At 62.1% G+C, this 17,845-nt stretch carries 16 protein-coding genes; all 16 read left to right on the top strand.

Features of this window, described 5'->3' with window-relative positions:
• Positions 1-13 precede the first annotated feature (13 nt).
• The 16 genes from ssuC (at position 14) to BUE21_RS12620 (ending at position 17,697) form a co-directional block, all read left to right on the top strand.
• Positions 14-868 (top strand): aliphatic sulfonate ABC transporter permease SsuC, encoded by an 855-nt coding sequence (ssuC, locus tag BUE21_RS12695; RefSeq protein ID WP_073357030.1) that lies wholly within the window; start codon positions 14-16, stop codon positions 866-868.
• Between the two features lie 128 nt (positions 869-996).
• Positions 997-1,836 carry an ATP-binding cassette domain-containing protein gene (locus BUE21_RS12690; RefSeq protein ID WP_073357029.1) on the top strand — a complete coding sequence of 280 codons (840 nt, stop codon included), beginning with the start codon at positions 997-999 and terminating at the stop codon, positions 1,834-1,836.
• Between the two features lie 43 nt (positions 1,837-1,879).
• Entirely contained in the window at positions 1,880-2,095 is a 216-nt protein-coding gene (locus BUE21_RS12685; RefSeq protein ID WP_073357028.1) for a TOBE domain-containing protein, read from the top strand.
• A 414-nt stretch (positions 2,096-2,509) separates the two neighbouring features.
• Positions 2,510-4,294 carry a nitrite/sulfite reductase gene (locus tag BUE21_RS12680; protein WP_073357027.1) on the top strand — a complete coding sequence of 595 codons (1,785 nt, stop codon included), beginning with the start codon at positions 2,510-2,512 and terminating at the stop codon, positions 4,292-4,294.
• A 3-nt stretch (positions 4,295-4,297) separates the two neighbouring features.
• Complete coding sequence (locus tag BUE21_RS12675) at positions 4,298-4,762, top strand: DUF934 domain-containing protein (RefSeq protein ID WP_073357026.1); 465 nt, start codon at positions 4,298-4,300, stop codon at positions 4,760-4,762.
• 26 nt (positions 4,763-4,788) lie between these two features.
• Positions 4,789-5,583 carry a phosphoadenylyl-sulfate reductase gene (locus BUE21_RS12670; RefSeq protein WP_073357025.1) on the top strand — a complete coding sequence of 265 codons (795 nt, stop codon included), beginning with the start codon at positions 4,789-4,791 and terminating at the stop codon, positions 5,581-5,583.
• Positions 5,584-5,598: 15 nt separating this feature from the next.
• Positions 5,599-6,549 (top strand): sulfate adenylyltransferase subunit CysD, encoded by a 951-nt coding sequence (gene cysD / locus BUE21_RS12665; RefSeq protein ID WP_407656063.1) that lies wholly within the window; start codon positions 5,599-5,601, stop codon positions 6,547-6,549.
• 71 nt (positions 6,550-6,620) lie between these two features.
• Positions 6,621-8,033, top strand: a complete 1,413-nt coding sequence (locus BUE21_RS12660) for a sulfate adenylyltransferase subunit 1 (RefSeq protein WP_073357024.1) — start codon at positions 6,621-6,623, stop codon at positions 8,031-8,033.
• Positions 8,034-8,093: 60 nt separating this feature from the next.
• The gene (gene fdxA / locus BUE21_RS12655) at positions 8,094-8,423 is read left to right on the top strand and encodes a ferredoxin FdxA (RefSeq protein ID WP_073357023.1); all 330 of its coding nucleotides are present in this window, start codon (positions 8,094-8,096) and stop codon (positions 8,421-8,423) included.
• Positions 8,424-8,607: 184 nt separating this feature from the next.
• Positions 8,608-9,678, top strand: coding sequence for an ABC transporter permease (locus tag BUE21_RS12650; protein ID WP_073357022.1), 1,071 nt, complete (start codon positions 8,608-8,610; stop codon positions 9,676-9,678).
• A 7-nt stretch (positions 9,679-9,685) separates the two neighbouring features.
• Positions 9,686-11,338: an ABC transporter ATP-binding protein gene (locus BUE21_RS12645; RefSeq protein WP_073357021.1), complete on the top strand. Its 1,653-nt coding sequence runs from the start codon at positions 9,686-9,688 to the stop codon at positions 11,336-11,338.
• A 191-nt stretch (positions 11,339-11,529) separates the two neighbouring features.
• Positions 11,530-12,699, top strand: coding sequence for a glutamine-hydrolyzing carbamoyl-phosphate synthase small subunit (gene carA / locus BUE21_RS12640; RefSeq protein ID WP_073357020.1), 1,170 nt, complete (start codon positions 11,530-11,532; stop codon positions 12,697-12,699).
• A 69-nt stretch (positions 12,700-12,768) separates the two neighbouring features.
• Entirely contained in the window at positions 12,769-13,140 is a 372-nt protein-coding gene (locus BUE21_RS12635; RefSeq protein WP_073357019.1) for a hypothetical protein, read from the top strand.
• Positions 13,141-13,190: 50 nt separating this feature from the next.
• On the top strand, positions 13,191-16,454 hold the full coding sequence (gene carB / locus BUE21_RS12630; protein ID WP_073357018.1) for a carbamoyl-phosphate synthase large subunit: 3,264 nt from the start codon (positions 13,191-13,193) through the stop codon (positions 16,452-16,454).
• 262 nt (positions 16,455-16,716) lie between these two features.
• Positions 16,717-17,472 (top strand): cell division protein ZapD, encoded by a 756-nt coding sequence (zapD, locus tag BUE21_RS12625; protein WP_073357017.1) that lies wholly within the window; start codon positions 16,717-16,719, stop codon positions 17,470-17,472.
• A gap of 18 nt (positions 17,473-17,490) precedes the next feature.
• Positions 17,491-17,697, top strand: coding sequence for a DNA gyrase inhibitor YacG (locus BUE21_RS12620; RefSeq protein ID WP_073357016.1), 207 nt, complete (start codon positions 17,491-17,493; stop codon positions 17,695-17,697).
• The last annotated feature ends 148 nt before the right edge of the window (positions 17,698-17,845 follow it).

Raw genomic sequence — 17,845 nt, 5'->3', positions numbered from 1 at the left:
GGAACGAGCACGCATGACCAGCCACGCACAGAAGCTGCCCGCTGCATCGCCATCGACCACGGTGGCGGCACAGCCCAAGGCAAAAAACCGATCTGCTGGCACTGGCATTGATGCGTGGCGTGGCAAGCTGCTGCCCTGGGTCTTGCCGCTGCTGTTGCTGGTCGCCTGGCAGGCATCGTCGTCGCTGGGCTGGCTGTCTACGCGTGTGCTGCCATCGCCCGTCAGTGTGTTTCAGGCATTCTGGACGCTGACGCTTTCGGGCGAGTTGTGGACGCACGTCAAGGTCAGTGCCGGTCGTGCCTTTGCCGGGCTGGCCATTGGTGGTGGCCTGGGGCTGGTGCTGGGTTTGCTGACCGGCTCCGTGAAGTTCTTCGAGCAATTGCTGGATTCCACCGTGCAGATGGTGCGCAATATTCCGGCTCTGGCCCTGATTCCGCTGGTGATTCTGTGGTTCGGCATCGACGAGGCTGCCAAGCTGTTCCTGATCGCCACCTCGGTGTTCTTCCCGATCTACATCAACACGTTCCACGGCATTCGCAGCGTCGATCCGGCTCTGGTGGAAATGGGGCGAGCCTATGGCCTCTCGCGCTGGCAACTGTACCGGCAGATCATCCTGCCCGGCGCGCTGGCTTCCATTCTGGTGGGCTTGCGTTTCTCGCTGGGGCTGATGTGGGTGATCCTGATCGTGGCCGAGACCATTTCCTCACAGTCCGGCATCGGCTACCTGACCATGAATGCGCGCGAGTTCCTCCAGACCGACATCGTGCTGGTCGGCATTCTGCTCTACGCCCTGCTGGGCAAGCTGGCCGATGTGGCCGCCCGCGCACTGGAGCGGTACTGGCTGCGCTGGAATCCCAACTATCGCTGAATACCGTGGATGCGGCTACTCCATTGCCCTATCCAGCCCCGGCTGGAGATTTCAGGAAACCCTTGCATGCGTGACATTCCCCGTTTTTCTCAGTTTCATCATTCCCGTGCGCATCAGGGAGTCTGCGCATGAGCCAGAGCGAGAGCGAGAGCCATCGACAGCGTGGCGTGCGCCTGCAATTGCGTGGCGTGACGAAGACATTCGGCGACCGTGAAGTGTTGCACGCCACCGATCTGGACGTGGAGCCGGGCGAATTCGTCGCCATCGTCGGGCGCAGTGGCTGTGGCAAAAGCACGCTGCTGCGTCTGGTGGCAGGGCTGGAGGCGGCCACGCAAGGCGACATCCTGCTCAACCAGACCCCTTCCACCGGCCTGAACCCGCACACCCGCATCATGTTTCAGGATGCGCGTTTGCTGCCCTGGAAGCCGGTGCTCGACAACGTGGCACTGGGCTTGCCCAAAGAGGAGCGCGAAAAGGCGCAGGCCGTACTGGAGAACGTCGGCCTGCACGACCGGGGTGGCGACTGGCCTGCCAACCTCTCGGGTGGCCAACGCCAGCGCGTGGCCCTGGCGCGCGCGCTGGTGCATCGGCCCGAGCTGCTGTTGCTGGACGAGCCGCTGGGCGCGCTCGACGCGCTCACCCGCATCGAGATGCACGCGCTCATCGAAGGGCTGTGGCAACGCCACGGCTTCACCGCGCTGCTGGTCACGCACGACGTGCAGGAGGCCGTGGCACTGGCCGACCGGGTGCTGCTGATCGAAGACGGCCACATTGCCCTGGACGAACGCATAGCCCTGCCACACCCGCGCGAACGCGGCAGTGCTGCCTTTGCCGCACTCGAAAAACGCATTCTGGATCGCGTGCTGGCCCGCCCGGCCAGGGACGATGATTCCCCCGAACCCACAGGCCACGATGGCGACGCGGGTGGCAGTGGCCCGTCGCCACTGGCATGGCGTTTTGCCATCTGAACACCACAGCGAAAACCGATTTTTTTACCAAGGAGAAGACCCCATGTCCATTCAAGCCGTCAATGTACGCAACCAGTTCAAAGGCAATATCAAGGAAATCATCCGGGGCGATGTGCTCTCGGAAATCGACGTGCAGACCCCCTGGGGGGTTGTCACTTCGGTCATCACCACCCGCTCGGTGGATGAGCTGGAACTGAAAATCGGCTCCGAAGTGGTCGCACTGGTCAAGTCCACAGAGGTTTCGATTGCCAAGCTGTGATGGCTTTGGGAGTGTGGCCGTTTCAACTGTTCTTGCCCTTTCAACGGCCGTCATTGTGGCCTGCGTCGAAATGACGGTGTGGGGTAAGTTGGATCGTTCCTGCGCTCCTGCGTAGGAACGCCTCCCCCGCCGCTCCAGCGGCAGGCCATGAGATATGGACGCTGGAGCGTTCCGATACCGTTCAATGTACCGATAGCGCATTCCCCCATAAGCTCTTTGGCGATATTTGAACTGTATTCTCATTTCTTTATATCTTTTTTGTTATACGGCCCTAATTAAACATTCGTTGGGATTTGCCAGCTTTGCTTCTACAGTAACGCCTTCTCGAAGATGCCGCACTGCACCATGACTTTCGGGCATGGATGGCAGTCAGTTGGCAGAGACAGGACATAAGCAAGCAAACATTCCCACGCCATGTACCAATACACTGATTTTGATAAGGAATTCGTGCGCCTGAGGGCCGCACAGTTTCGCGACCAGCTCGAACGCTGGCAGGCAGGCAAGCTCGCTGAAGATGAGTTCCGCCCGCTGCGCCTGCAAAACGGCTGGTATGTGCAACGCTACGCCCCCATGCTGCGGGTGGCTGTGCCATATGGCGAACTCTCCAGCCAGCAACTGCGCGCCATGGCCACCATTGCCCGCGACTACGACGAGCCTGAAGCCGCCGTATTCAAGGAGGCGATGGAAAAACAGGGCCTGCTCGGAACCACCCGCCTGCCCACGCACTGCGCACACTTCACCACGCGCCAGAACGTGCAGTTCAACTGGATTCCGCTGGCCAGGAGTGCCGATGTCATGGACTTGCTGGCCAGCGTGAACATGCACGGCATCCAGACCAGCGGCAACTGCATCCGCAACATCACCAGCGACGAACTGGCTGGCATTGCCATCGATGAAGTGGCCGATCCGCGTCCGTTTGGCGAAATCATGCGCCAGTGGAGCACGCTGCACCCCGAGTTCGCCTTCCTGCCGCGCAAGTTCAAGATTGCCATCACCGGTGCTGCGGAAGACCGTGCCGCCATCGGCTGGCACGATGTCGGCCTGCATCTGGTGAAGAACGAAGCAGGCGAGGTCGGCTTCAAGGTGCTGGTGGGCGGCGGCATGGGCCGCACGCCGGTCATCGGCACGGTGATCCGCGAGTTCCTGCCGTGGAACCAGATCATGAACTTCCTGGAGGCGGTGGTGCGCGTCTATAACCGCTGGGGGCGGCGCGACAACATCTACAAGGCCCGCATCAAGATTCTGGTCAAGGCCGAGGGTCAGCGTTACATCGACGAGGTGGAAGCCGAATTCCAGCAGATCATCGAACACGACGGCGGTGCCCACCTGATTACCCAGGAGGAATACGACCGCGTGGCGGCCTGCTTCGTCGATCCCGAGCTGACGCGCCATGTGGGAGCCGAAGTGCAGGCATTGCCCCAGGACAACGTGGCCTTCAACCGCTGGCTGGAGCGCAACGTCATGCCGCACCGCAACCCGGCGTTGCGGGCAGTGCGCCTGTCCTTCAAACGCCCCGGCTGGTCGCCTGGCGATGCCGATTCGCACATTCTGGAAGCCGCCGCCGACCTGGCCGACCGCTACAGCGCGGGCGAGGTGCGCGTCACCCATACCCAGAACCTGCTGCTGCCCTGGGTGCATGTGAACGATCTGCTGGAAGTGTGGGAGGAAGCGAAAAAGCTCGGTCTGGCCGCGCCCACTTCGCACCTGCTCACCGACATGATTACCTGCCCCGGCGGGGACTTCTGCGCACTGGCCAATGCCCGCTCGCTGCCGATTGCCGAAACCCTGCTGGAGCGTTACCAGGACCTGGACGAACTCTACGATCTGGGTCACATTGATCTGCACATCAGCGGCTGCATCAACTCCTGCGGCCACCACCACAGCGGCCACATTGGCATTCTGGGCGTGGACAAGGATGGCAAGGAGTGGTATCAGGTCGTGCTGGGCGGCTCCGATGGTTCGCAACTCAGCGGCCCAGCGCAGGCTGGCAAGGTCATCGGCCCTTCGTTCTCGCTGGCCGAAGTGCCCGGTGTGATCGAGGCCATTCTGGAAACTTACCGGACGCTGCGCGAACCGCAGGACGGCAAGGCCGAAGCCTTCATCGACACGTTCCGCCGCGTGGGCATTGCCCCGTTCAAGGAAGCAGGCAAGGCCGCCCGCCTGCCAGCCCCCGCCGATGCCGTTGCAGAAGGAGCCTGAACCATGAGCCACTCCCCAGCCAGCCAAGCCCCCGCCTTTCGCCTGCTCACGGCGGCCGAACACGCCACCACGCTGGAAGCCGATCAGGCTACTGTCGGCTATCTGGCCCTGAACAACGAGGCCGACCCACGCGAACTCGATCTGGTCGGTGTGCAGCGCATCGATCTGGACTTCCCCAAGTTCACCGATGGTCGCGCCTACAGCCAGGCCTACCTGCTGCGCCGCCGTCTGGGCTACCAGGGCGAGTTGCGCGCCACCGGCGACGTGCTGATCGACCAACTGGTGCAGATGGCCCGCACCGGCTTCGATGTGGCCGTGCTGCGCGAAGGCGTGGATGCCAGCGATGCCCAGCGGCAGTTCGACCGCTTCCATGCCTTTTACCAGGGCGATGCCGTACACGCGCTGCCGCATTTCCGCGACCCGGAACCGGAGGAGCTGTCCGTGCAGTCCGAGCGCAGTGCCGTCTGAGCCATCCAGCATCGAAAGCCAGTTCCATGACAGCCATCGAGCTTTATGCCGACGACCACTCTGCCGACTTCGAGGCACGGCTGGCGCACAGCCAGCAGGTGCTGCGGGAGGCCGTGGCACGCTTTGCACCCATCACCCAGGCCAACAGCCTGGGCGTGGAAGACATGGTCATCACCGACATCCTGCACCGGCTTGACCTGAAAACCGACATCTTCGTGCTGGAAACCGGCCGCCTGCACGCCCAGACCCTGGATTTGCTGGAGCGGGCGCAGAACCACTACCAGCGGCCATTTTCCATCTACCACCCCGATGCCCAGGCCGTGCAGGACTTTGTGACCGCCAACGGCAAGGATGCCATGTACAAGAGCATGGAACTGCGCAAGGCCTGCTGCAACATCCGCAAGATGGAGCCACTGGATCGCGCACTGGCGGGCAAGCAGGCCTGGATCACCGGGCTGCGCCGCGAACAGTCCGGCGCGCGTGCCGAAGTTCCGTATGTGGACGAAAGCGGCAACCTGCCCAAGATCAACCCGCTGGCCGACTGGACGCTGGGCGATCTGTGGCACTACGTCGCGCTGCACGACGTGCCCTACAACATCCTGCACGACCGCTTCTACCCCAGCATCGGCTGCGAACCCTGCACCCGTGCCGTGACACTGGGCGAGGATTTCCGCTCCGGCCGCTGGTGGTGGGAAGGCGACAACGCCCGCGAATGCGGTCTGCACGTCCAGCATGGCGACGACGACGCGGCCACCAGCGACAGCACCGGGCAGGCACACGACGCGACCGTGTCCCCCATCAGCTTCCTGCCCCTGCGCTGAAGCCCACGACACCCAATGACCCAAGCATCGACCATGAACGCACCCTTGCCCCACACCCTGCTGCACCCGCTCTCCAACGCCCACCTGGACGCACTGGAGGAAGAAACCATCTTCATCCTGCGCGAAGTGGCCGCCACCTTTGAACGCCCCACCTTGCTGTTCTCCGGTGGCAAGGACTCGCTGGTCATGCTGCGCTGCGCCGAGAAAGCCTTTGGTGCGGGCCGCATCCCGTACCCGCTGCTGATGATCGATACCGGCCACAACTTCACCGAAGTGACCGAATTCCGCGACCGCCGTGCCAAGGAGCTGGGAGCGCAACTGATTGTGCGCAGTGTCGAAGACTCGATGGCACGAGGCACCGTGCGCCTCTCGCATCCCGAGGAAAGCCGCAACGCCCACCAGTCCGTCACGCTGCTGGAAGCCATCGAGGAATTCCGCTTCGATGCCCTCATCGGTGGCGCACGCCGCGACGAGGAAAAAGCCCGCGCCAAGGAGCGCATCTTCAGCCACCGCGACAGCTTCGGCCAGTGGCAGCCCAAGGCACAACGCCCGGAACTGTGGACGCTGTTCAACACCCGCCTGACCCAGGGCGAGCACTTCCGCGTCTTCCCCATCAGCAACTGGACGGAACTGGATGTCTGGCAATACATTGCCCGCGAAGACATTGCATTGCCCTCGCTGTACTACACCCACCCGCGCGACGTGGTCGAGCGCAAGGGCCTGCTGGTGCCGGTCACACCGCTGACCCCGCCCAGGGACGGCGAGCAGGTGCAGCAACGCCAGGTGCGCTTTCGCACCGTGGGCGACATCACCTGCACCTGCCCGGTGGAAAGCACCGCCGCATCGGCTCTGGACATCGTCGCCGAAACCCTCTCGGCCAACATCAGCGAACGCGGAGCCACGCGCATGGACGACAAGACATCCGATGCCTCGATGGAAAAGCGCAAGCGCGACGGCTACTTCTGAGCCATCTGCCGCAGCTTCTGCACCATCCGCCCGAAACCATCCATTTGCGAATCCGTGAACCCGTACCTGACATGAGCAACCAGCAAATCAACAGCCATTCCGCCGCCCTGCGCTTCATCACCTGCGGCAGTGTCGATGATGGCAAAAGTACCCTCATAGGCCGCCTGCTGGTGGACAGCAAAAGCGTGCTGCAAGACCAGTTGGCCGGCATCACCCGCCACACCGCCGCCAGCAAGGACGAAATCGACCTCGCCCAGCTCACCGATGGCCTGGCCGCCGAACGGGAGCAAGGCATCACCATCGACGTGGCCTGGCGGTACTTCTCCAGTGCCCAGCGCAAATTCATCATCGGCGACGCACCCGGCCACGAGCAATACACCCGCAACATGGTCACCGCCGCCAGCAATGCCGATGCCGCCGTCGTGCTCGTCGATGCCACCAAACTCGATTGGCGCAACCCCGCACTGCCACTGCTGCCACAGACCAAACGCCACAGCCTGCTCGTACACCTGCTGCGCGTACCCAGCCTGATCTTCGCCATCAACAAACTCGATGCCGTGGACGATGCCGCGCTGGCCTTCACCAACATCCGCACGGCCTTGCAGCAGTTCGCCCAGGCCGAAGGCGTGCAGCCCACCGCCATCGTGCCGATTTCCGCGCTGGTGGGCGACAACGTCGTCGAAGCCAGCCCCGGCTTTGCGGGCTACCACGGCCCGGCCCTGCTGCCGCTGCTCGAAGGGCTGCCCGTCACCCAGGCCGACACGGCCCTACCGCTGGCCTTCCCCGTGCAATGGGTGGAGAAATTCTCTGGCTCTGCCGACATCCACAAGAGCCGCCGCGTGTTCTGGGGCCGTGTCGCCACCGGGCAGGTGCAGGCCGGGCAGGAAGTGCGCATCTTCCCCAGTGGCCAGAGTGCCCGCGTGGTGGAAGTGCTCGACCATGCCCGCCAGCCGGGTGCAGTTTCTGCCGGATTGAGCGCAGGCATTGCCCTCGACCGGGAAGTGGACGTTTCACGCGGCGACTGGCTGCTGGCCACGGCCAGCGACAGTGCGACAGGGCAGGCCGCTGCCGATGACTTCGATGATTTCGACACCCCCGCAGCGGCCGCCCATGCTTGGGAGAGCCGGCGCGAACTCACTGCCACCATCGCCTGGATGGACGATGAACCCGCTGCCATTGGCCGCGTCTATTGGGCATTGCACGGCCACCGCTGGGTCAAGGCCAAGATTCGCCGCATCCGCGAGCAGTTGAACATCCACACCCTGGCCCGCGAAGATGCCCAGCAACTGGAGGCCAATGCCATTGGCGTGGTGGAACTGGTGCTGCAAGAAGCCGTGCCCGTGGCATCCTACGCACAATCGCGCCTGCTGGGGTCGCTGATTCTGGTCGATACCGCCAGCCACAAAACCGCAGCGGCAGTGCTGGTGCAGGATGCCGACGCGCTCAATGCGCCCAACCATCCGGCCCCATCGACTATTGCCTGAACGATAAAATGACAAGGGTTATCCCCACGTTCCTTCAACACACCAAAACAAAGCACCGCCATGACACACGTCGTCACTGAAAACTGTATCAAATGCAAGTACACCGATTGCGTGGACGTGTGCCCGGTCGATTGCTTCAAGGAAGGCCCCAACTTCCTCATCATCGACCCGGATGAGTGCATCGACTGCGCCGTTTGCGTACCTGAATGCCCGGCCGAAGCCATCTTCGCCGAAGAAGACGTGCCTGCCGACCAACAGGAATTCATCGAGATCAACGCCGAGCTTTCGCAAAGCAGCGAGTGGAAAAGCATCACCCGCCGCAAGGCAGCCCTGCCCGATGCCGATGAATGGAACGGCCAGACCGACAAGCTCCAGTACCTGGAGCGTTGAGCACAATCCTTTGCGGCATCGTGCCGGATCGCAGTGGGCACACCGACTGACGGGGTGATGGGTTTGGGACTTGTTCGTAGGATTTTGCAATATGCCACGGCTTGCACCGTCGCCCAGCACAGGCTTCGCGGCTGTTGTATAAACACAGGATTGTTCTGTTTGCCTTTGTTGCACCTGCCATTCCATGCCCGATTCACCGTCCCCATCGCCTGCCGGCAAGGCATGGCACCGTTTCAAATGCCATCGTCTGGGCTACTGGAGCCTCTGGCTGTTCGGGGTCATGCTGCTGGTGAGTCTGCTGGCGAATGTGCTCTCGAATGACCGGCCCTTGCTGGTGTCGTATGAAGGGCGGTGGTTCTTCCCGGTGTTCAAGGACTACCCGGAAACCACGTTTGGCGGTGACTTCCAGACTGCGGCCGATTACCTCGATCCTTTCATCCGCGAGCGTATTTCCGGTGGCGACAACTGGGCGATCTACCCACTCAACGAATACGGGCCGCGCACCCTCAATTACTTCAGCACCCAGCCCGATCCGGCTCCGCCTTCGGCCCAGAACTGGCTGGGCACCGACGACCGGGGTCGTGACCTGCTGGCACAACTGCTGTACGGTTTTCGCGTCAGCGTGCTGTTCGGTCTGGCACTGACGGCCATTGGTGTGGTGCTGGGGGTGCTGGCCGGAGCGGTTCAGGGGTTTTTTGGCGGCAAGATCGATCTGGTGAGCCAGCGGCTCATCGAGATATGGGGTTCCATGCCGGAGCTGTTTCTGCTCATCATCCTCAGCGCGATTTTCGCACCCAGTATCACGCTATTGCTGGTGATTCTGAGCCTGTTTGGCTGGATTGGTCTGTCGGACTATGTGCGGGCTGAATTCCTGCGCAACCGCCAACTCGATTATGTGAAGTCCGCGCGCGCCCTGGGGGTGGGCAATGTCGCCATCATGTGGCGGCACATTCTGCCCAACAGCATGACCCCGGTGGTGACGTTCCTGCCGTTTCGCATGAGTGCGGCCATCACCGCGCTGGTGGCCCTGGATTTTCTGGGGCTGGGGGTGCCGCCGGGCACCCCGTCGCTGGGGGAGTTGCTCAATCAGGGCAAGAACAATCTGGATGCCTGGTGGATTGGCCTGTTCACCTTCACCGTCATGGTGCTGACCCTGCTGCTGCTGACCTTCATGGGCGAGGCCCTGCGCGACGCGCTGGACCCACGCAAGACGCTGGCCGATGCCACACCCGCCCCCAAGACTTCCGAAAGCTGATTGCCCGATGTCCGATTCTGTTGCTTCATCCGCCGTGCCCGCTGGTGCATCCCCGCTGCTGCGAGTAGAAAACCTGCGCATTCAGTTTGGTGGCAAGGCCGTGGTGCACGGTGTGGATTTCCACCTGAATGCGGGCGAGAAACTCGCGCTGGTGGGTGAATCCGGCTCCGGCAAGACCGTCACGGCCCTGAGCCTGTTGCGGCTTTTGGAAGCAGCACAGTTGCAGGGCCGCGCGTTGTTCCGGGGTGAGAACCTGCTGGAGGTGTCCGCGCAGCGGCTGCGGCAGGTGCGTGGGGGCGAGATCGCCGTGGTGTTCCAAGAGCCGATGACAGCCCTCAACCCGTTGATGACGATTGGCCAGCAGATTGCCGAGGTGGTACAGCTCAAGCAGGGGCAGGGCCGCGCAGCCGCGTGGCAGACGGCCATTGAGTTGCTGACGCAGACGGGCATCCCCGAGCCAGCCCGACGGGCCAAACACTACCCACACCAGTTGAGCGGCGGGCAACGCCAGCGCGCCATGATTGCAGTGGCCCTGGCCAATCGCCCGGCCTTGCTGATTGCCGATGAGCCGACGACCGCGCTGGACGTGGGGCTGCGCCAGCAAATCCTCGATCTGCTGGCCGATTTGCAGCGGCAGACCGGCATGGCCATTCTGCTCATCACCCACGACCTGAACATGGTGCGACGCTTTGCCGACCGTGTGGCGGTGATGGAGCTGGGGCGTATCGTGGAGCAGGGCAGCGTGGCACAGGTATTTGGCCAGCCGCAACATGCGTACACCCAGCGGTTGCTGGCCAGCCGTCCCCAGCGGGATGTGCGGGCAGCCAGTGCCGCCGATGCCGAGGCAGCGCGTGTGGTGGCACAGGGGCTGGCGGTGCAATACCCTGTTTCCCTGCCGGGGCTGAAAGGCTGGTTTCGCAAGGGGGCGTTTGCGGCCGTGCAGCAGTTGTCGTTTCGCCTGCCCAGGGCGCAGACGCTGGCGATCGTGGGCGAATCCGGCTCCGGCAAGACCACGCTGGCCCAGGCGGTGCTGGGTCTGCTGGATTGCCAGGGGCAGTTGCAGATCGATGGCCAGCCGTGGCAGCAGCCGGCATCGCGCAACAGCAGCCACAATCGTGCCCTGCGGCGCAAGATTCAGGTGGTGTTCCAGGACCCGTTTTCAGCCCTGTCGCCCCGGCTGTCCATTGAAGCCATCGTGGCCGAGGGCTTGCAGGTGCATGCCCCGCAGTTGGGGCGTGCCGAACGCCGCCAGCGTGTGGAGCGCATCCTGCGCGATGTGGGACTGACCGAGGCGCAATTTCCCGGTCTGCTGGAGCGTTACCCACATGAGTTTTCCGGGGGGCAACGCCAGCGCATTGCGATTGCCCGTGCCCTGATTCTGGAGCCGGACGTGCTGGTGCTGGACGAACCCACCAGCGCGCTCGATGCCACCATCCAGCAGCAGATTCTGCGCCTGCTGCAACGCCTGCAACGCGAGCGCGAACTCGCTTATCTGCTCATCACCCACGATGTCGATGTGGTACGCGCCATGGCGCACGAGGTGCTGGTGATGAAGGACGGGCAGGCGGTGGAATACGGCCCGATTGAGCAGGTACTGGAGCAGCCCCAGGCCGCTTACACCCAGGCACTGGTGCGCGCGGCCGCGCCGCTGGCGGCCTGAGCAGGTTCGGACTCGGCACCCGAACCGCATCCGGAGCCACCTGCCAGCCGGTTATAATAGGCCGCTTTTGTCGGCAAAAATGCTTGCCGCTTGCCGGGCGCATTCAGACCAGACCGATTTTTTTCCCAGCCGCGTCCTGCGGGTTGGGCTGGGGTGCGCTGGCGTGTATTCCCAACCAACGAGGTATTTGAGTGCTTTTGTCCCTACAGCAGAATGCTTTCCCAGCAGCCATTCTGGCCCTGGCAGACGGCACGGTTTTCAGAGGTCAGTCCATTGGTGCCACGGGTTCCACCGTCGGTGAAGTGGTCTTCAACACCTCCATGACCGGCTACCAGGAAATCCTGACAGACCCCAGCTACTGCCAGCAGATCGTCACCCTGACGTATCCCCACATCGGCAACACCGGTGTCAATTCCGAAGACGTGGAGTCCGAATCCGGCGCGCCCCAGGCCGCTGGCCTCATCATCAAGGAACTGCCGCTGCTGGAGAGCAACTTCCGCTCCACGGCCAACCTGCCGGACTACCTGCGCGAACATGGCCTGGTGGCCATTGCCCGCATCGATACCCGCCGCCTCACCCGCCACCTGCGCGAACATGGTGCACAAAACGGCTGCATTCTCGCTCTGGCTCCCGGACAGGTGGCAGACGATGCCCTGATTGCACAGGCCATCGAACGGGCCCGGCAGGCTCCCAGCATGGTGGGCAAGGACCTGGCCAAGGTCGTCTCCACCACCAAGCCCTATGAGTGGAAGCAAACCACCTGGGAACTGGGCGAGGGATATGGCGAACAGGCCAAGCCCCAGTTTCATGTGGTGGCCTATGACTTTGGCATCAAGCGCAACATTCTGCGCCTGCTGGCGACCCACGGTTGCCGCGTCACCGTCGTGCCCGCACAAACCCCGTTTGCCGAAGTGCAGGCACTCTCGCCCGATGGCGTGTTTTTCTCGAACGGTCCTGGCGACCCGCAGCCCTGCGACTATGCCATCGAGGCAGCTCGCGAAGCCATCGAGTCCGGCATTCCTTGCTTCGGCATCTGCCTGGGCCACCAGATCATGGCACTGGCGATGGGCGCGAAAACCTTCAAGATGAAATTCGGTCATCATGGTGCCAACCATCCGGTGCAGCATCTGGAGAGTGGGCGCGTGAGCATCACCAGCCAGAATCACGGCTTTGCAGTCGAGACCGACAGCCTGCCCGAGAGCCTGCGCGTCACCCACACCAGCCTGTTCGATGGCACGGTGCAGGGGCTGGCACACACCAGCCACCCGGCCTTCTGCTTCCAGGGACACCCTGAGGCATCCCCTGGGCCGGATGACATCACCAGCCTGTTTGAACAGTTTGTTCAATTGATGCGCCGCTGATGTGGCTGTGTGCCACACCCGGCACACTCCTGTTTGTCAAGGCCCATGATTTTTTGTGAAAGGTGAACCATGAGACTGTTCAGTTTTCCTACGGCAGCACTGGAAAAGGCCGTGGCCAAGCGTGTGCTGACGCTGGAGCCGGTCGCCCGCGACTGGTTTACCGAACGCTGGGCGCAAAAGCCCTATAAAAAATCCTTTCTCGAGAAAAAGGCCGTGCCCCTGGTGATCTTCATCGCCAAGGGCAAGAACTGGAGTGATGCCGAATTCGAAGATGAACTGCAATCCTGGGACGTGAATTTCTACCCGGTGGAGATCGACGTACTGCGCCCGATTGCCGAAGGCGATGGCATGTTGCAGTTGATGCAGAAAAAAGTCCAGCCCGAGCGACTGGAGAAACTGCTGCAACACATGCAATCACGCACCCTTCCCGGTGTTTCCTGAAACGCAATCACCCCTGCCAGACAACCGCTGCTGTGCTCCGAACCTGATTTATGCCAAAAAGAACCGACCTCAAATCCATCCTCATCATTGGTGCCGGCCCCATCGTCATTGGGCAGGCCTGCGAGTTTGACTATTCCGGCGTGCAGGCCTGCAAGGCCCTGCGCGAGGAAGGCTACAAAGTCATCCTCATCAACAGCAACCCGGCCACCATCATGACCGACCCGGCCACCGCCGATGTCACTTACATCGAGCCAATCACCTGGCAGACGGTCGAGAAGATCATTGCCAAGGAACGCCCCGATGCCATCCTGCCCACCATGGGCGGTCAGACCGCACTGAACTGCGCGCTCGACCTGTGGCGCAACGGCGTGCTGCACAAGTACAAGGTGGAGCTGATTGGTGCGACCCCCGAAGCCATCGACAAGGCCGAAGACCGCCTCAAGTTCAAGGATGCCATGACCCGCATCGGCCTGGGATCGGCACGCTCGGGCATTGCCCACAGCATGGCCGAAGCCTGGGAAGTGCAAAAAAGCGTCGGCTTCCCCACCGTCATCCGTCCCAGCTTCACACTGGGTGGCACGGGCGGCGGCATTGCCTACAACGCCGAAGAATTCGAGACCATCTGCAAGCGCGGCCTGGAAGCCTCGCCCACCAATGAGCTGCTGATCGAAGAGTCGCTGCTGGGCTGGAAAGAGTACGAGATGGAAGTGGTGCGCGACCGCAAGGACAACGCCATCATCGTCTGCTCCATCGAAAACCTCGACCCGATGGGCGTGCACACCGGCGACTCCATCACCGTCGCTCCCGCGCAGACCCTCACCGACAAGGAATACCAGATCATGCGCGATGCCAGCCTGGCAGTGTTGCGCGAGATTGGTGTGGATACCGGCGGCTCCAACGTGCAGTTCTCGGTCAATCCCAAGGATGGCCGCATGATCGTCATCGAGATGAACCCGCGTGTCTCGCGTTCGTCGGCACTGGCCTCCAAGGCCACCGGCTTTCCGATTGCCAAGATTGCCGCCAAGCTGGCCATCGGCTACACGCTGGACGAACTGAAGAACGACATCACTGGCGGCGCGACCCCGGCCAGCTTTGAGCCGAGCATCGACTACGTTGTCACCAAGGTGCCGCGCTTCGCCTTCGAGAAATTCCCGGCTGCCGATGACCGTCTGACCACCCAGATGAAGTCTGTGGGCGAAGTCATGGCCATGGGCCGCACCTTCCAGGAATCTTTCCAGAAGGCTCTGCGTGGCCTGGAAGTCGGCGTGGATGGCATGAACGAAAAAACCCAGGATCGTGAAGTGCTGGAACGCGAACTGGGCGAACCCGGCCCCTCCCGCATCTGGTATGTGGGCGATGCCTTCGCCGCAGGCTGGACGCTGGACGAAGTCCATCAGCTCACCAAGATCGACAAGTGGTTCCTGATCCAGATCGAGGAAATCATCCAGATCGAACTGCAACTCGACACAATCTACGCCGAGCAGGGTGCGCAGGCATTGGCCGCGCTGGATGCCGACACACTGCGCAGCCTCAAGCAAAAAGGCTTCTCCGATCGCCGTCTGGCCAAGCTGCTGCACGTCACCGAACACGATGTGCGCAAGCAACGCCACGCGCTGGGCATTCGCCCCGTGTACAAGCGCGTCGATACCTGCGCCGCCGAATTCGCCACCAACACCGCCTACATGTACTCCAGCTACGACGAGGAGTGCGAGGCCCAGCCCACCGACAAGAAGAAGATCATGGTGCTCGGTGGCGGCCCCAACCGCATCGGTCAGGGCATCGAGTTCGACTACTGCTGCGTCCATGCCGCCCTGGCCATGCGCGAAGACGGCTACGAGACCATCATGGTCAATTGCAACCCGGAAACCGTCTCCACCGACTACGACACCAGCGACCGCCTCTACTTCGAGCCACTCACGCTGGAAGATGTGCTGGAAATCGCCGATCTGGAGCAGCCCGATGGCGTAATCGTGCAGTACGGCGGCCAGACCCCGCTGAAACTCGCGCTGGGGCTGGAAGCCGCTGGTGTGAAAATCATCGGCACCTCGCCCGACATGATCGATGCCGCCGAAGACCGCGAACGCTTCCAGCAACTGCTGCACACCCTGGGCCTGCGCCAGCCGCCCAATGCCACGGCACGCACCGAAGCCCAAGCCCTGGAAAAGGCCACCGCACTGGGCTACCCGCTGGTGGTGCGCCCCAGCTATGTGCTCGGTGGCCGCGCGATGGAAATCGTCCACGAACAGGCCGGGCTGGAACGCTATATGCGCGAAGCCGTGCAGGTCAGCAACGACTCGCCTGTGCTGCTCGATCGCTTCCTCTCCAATGCCATCGAATGCGACGTCGATTGCATCCGCGATGCCAGCGGTCAGGTGCTGATTGGCGGCGTGATGGAGCACATCGAACAGGCCGGCGTGCACAGCGGTGACTCTGCCTGCTCGCTGCCACCGTACTACCTCTCGCAGGCCACTGTTGAAGAACTCAAACGCCAGACCGCTGCCATGGCCGAAGGGCTGAACGTGGTCGGATTGATGAACGTCCAGTTTGCCATTCAGGAAAGCGGCGAAGGGGTGGACAAGCAGGACATCATCTATGTGCTGGAAGTCAATCCCCGCGCCTCCCGCACCGTGCCATTTGTTGGCAAGGCCACCGGCCTGTCGCTGGCCAAGATCGCCGCACGCTGCATGGCCGGTCAGACCCTGGCAGAGCAGGGCATCACGAAAGAGGTCACACCGCCTTATTTCAGCGTCAAGGAAGCGGTATTCCCCTTCGTCAAGTTCCCCGGTGTCGATACCATCCTTGGCCCCGAGATGAAATCCACCGGCGAAGTCATGGGCGTGGGCAAGACCTTTGGCGAAGCCTACGTCAAGAGCCAGCTCGGCGCGGGCACCCGCCTGCCCGAAGGCGGAACCGTGTTCCTGACCGTGCGCGATGCCGACAAGAACCGTGCCGTTGCCATTGCCCGCGATCTGGTCGGCATGGGCTTCCACCTCGTAGCCACCCGTGGCACGGCCGCTGCCATCGAACGCGCTGGCGTGCCGGTGCGCGTGGTCAATAAGGTGGCAGAAGGCCGCCCCCACATCGTGGACATGATCAAGAACGGCGAAATCGCCATGGTCATCAACACCGTGGAAGAACGCCGCAACGCCATTGTCGATTCACGCACCATCCGCACCTCGGCACTGCAAAACCGCGTCACCACCTTCACCACCATCTTCGGTGCAGAAGCGGCCGTGGAAGGCATGAAGTCACTGGGCCAACTGGATGTCATCTCGGTGCAGGAAATGCACCAGATTCTGGCTGAAAACGCGTAAAAGCGTTTGAAGCAGAGCCGGTGAATGCTGAATGGCTCCCGTCCTAGGGCGGGAGCCATTTCTTTGGGTGGTTACCACGCCCTGCACAGAAGAAAAGGCGTGTGCAGATACCACAAGAGTCGCAAGCGTTTGGATTGTGTTCATACAATCACCAAGGTTGCCAGCACATAATTGCCTATACTTGCACGTTTTCGCAAAAAAGCCCTTTTTGCGAACGGCCTGCCGGTTTCTGTCCTGCCCACCTGCCATCGAGCCTCTCATCGTGATTCTGTACGAATACCCCTTCAATGAACGCATCCGCGTTTACCTGCGGCTGGAATACCTGTTGCAGCGTCTTCAACTATTGCTGGAGCGTTCCAATCCCATCGACCACCACTACGCCCTGCAAACCCTGTTTGAAACCGCCGAAGTGGCGGCGCGTGCGGATCTGAAGGCAGGTTTGTTCAAGGACCTGGAACGCCATAAAAGCATCCTGCAACCGTACCTGGACAACCCGGAGGCCGATCAGGCCGTGCTGGAGCGCATCATCGGCAAGATCGATGCCTGCGTGGATGGACTAACGGCCATGCCCGGCAAGCCGGGGCAGGAAATCCTCGACAACGAATGGCTCACCGCCGTGCGCAACCGCATGGCCATATCGGGTGGAACCGGCACTTTCGATCTGCCGTTCTACCATTACTGGCAAAACCTGGCCGCCACCACCCGCCTGCAAAATCTGGAGGAATGGACGTCCAGCCTCGTCGTATTGGCCGATACCGTATTCCTGCTGCTCAAGCTGGTGCGCGACAGTGGCAACACGCGCCGCGTTGCCGCCCACAACGGCCAGTTCCAGCAGAACCTGCCTGCGAACCGCAACTTCCAGTTGCTGCGCCTGTGGCTTCAGCCCGGTATTGCCGTCGTGCCGGAAATCAGTGTCAATCAATTGCTGGTTTCCGTGCGCTTCCTGGAGCCACGCGACAATGCCAAACCCCTGCCGTGCCACATCGACCTGTCACTGGACGTGGCCATCTGCGTCTGAAGCGATCCACTTGCCACCATGCCAGCCGATTCCGAAGACACCCAAGCCATCTTCGTGCCATGCCCCACCTGCCAGCAACCCAGTGCCTACGCGGCCCATAACCGCTGGCGGCCCTTTTGCAGCCAGCGTTGCAAAATGATCGACCTGGGAGCCTGGGCCTCCGGCGACTACCGCGTGCCCGCTCCGCCTGATGCAGGCAATTCTGGAGCAGATGACCGTGACTAGGTCAGGTCGCTTTATCAGGGTGCGCGGAACCCAACGGGTTCCATGTTGGTGAATGGATAACACATTAAGAATACACTCTCTCTGTTAAAGTCAGCACCATGCCGACAGCCATCAAAACCCTGAAACTTCGCGTGAAAGACAGGCACGC

It is taken from the genome of Lampropedia hyalina DSM 16112, assembly GCF_900129055.1.
GTDB lineage: Bacteria > Pseudomonadota > Gammaproteobacteria > Burkholderiales > Burkholderiaceae_C > Lampropedia > Lampropedia hyalina.
This window is presented reverse-complemented; position numbering and strand designations above follow the sequence as displayed.

Bases quoted from the DNA above. Each gene is read 5' to 3' on its own strand.
- BUE21_RS12690 (WP_073357029.1), top strand. From the start codon at position 997: ATGAGCCAGAGCGAGAGCGAGAGCCATCGACAGCGTGGCGTGCGCCTG.
- BUE21_RS12680 (WP_073357027.1), top strand. From the start codon at position 2,510: ATGTACCAATACACTGATTTTGATAAGGAATTCGTGCGCCTGAGGGCC.
- cysD (WP_407656063.1), top strand. From the start codon at position 5,599: ATGACCCAAGCATCGACCATGAACGCACCCTTGCCCCACACCCTGCTG.
- carB (WP_073357018.1), top strand. From the start codon at position 13,191: ATGCCAAAAAGAACCGACCTCAAATCCATCCTCATCATTGGTGCCGGC.
- ssuC (WP_073357030.1), top strand. From the start codon at position 14: ATGACCAGCCACGCACAGAAGCTGCCCGCTGCATCGCCATCGACCACG.
- BUE21_RS12685 (WP_073357028.1), top strand. From the start codon at position 1,880: ATGTCCATTCAAGCCGTCAATGTACGCAACCAGTTCAAAGGCAATATC.
- BUE21_RS12675 (WP_073357026.1), top strand. From the start codon at position 4,298: ATGAGCCACTCCCCAGCCAGCCAAGCCCCCGCCTTTCGCCTGCTCACG.
- BUE21_RS12660 (WP_073357024.1), top strand. From the start codon at position 6,621: ATGAGCAACCAGCAAATCAACAGCCATTCCGCCGCCCTGCGCTTCATC.
- BUE21_RS12650 (WP_073357022.1), top strand. From the start codon at position 8,608: ATGCCCGATTCACCGTCCCCATCGCCTGCCGGCAAGGCATGGCACCGT.
- BUE21_RS12670 (WP_073357025.1), top strand. From the start codon at position 4,789: ATGACAGCCATCGAGCTTTATGCCGACGACCACTCTGCCGACTTCGAG.
- BUE21_RS12635 (WP_073357019.1), top strand. From the start codon at position 12,769: ATGAGACTGTTCAGTTTTCCTACGGCAGCACTGGAAAAGGCCGTGGCC.
- BUE21_RS12620 (WP_073357016.1), top strand. From the start codon at position 17,491: ATGCCAGCCGATTCCGAAGACACCCAAGCCATCTTCGTGCCATGCCCC.
- fdxA (WP_073357023.1), top strand. From the start codon at position 8,094: ATGACACACGTCGTCACTGAAAACTGTATCAAATGCAAGTACACCGAT.
- BUE21_RS12645 (WP_073357021.1), top strand. From the start codon at position 9,686: ATGTCCGATTCTGTTGCTTCATCCGCCGTGCCCGCTGGTGCATCCCCG.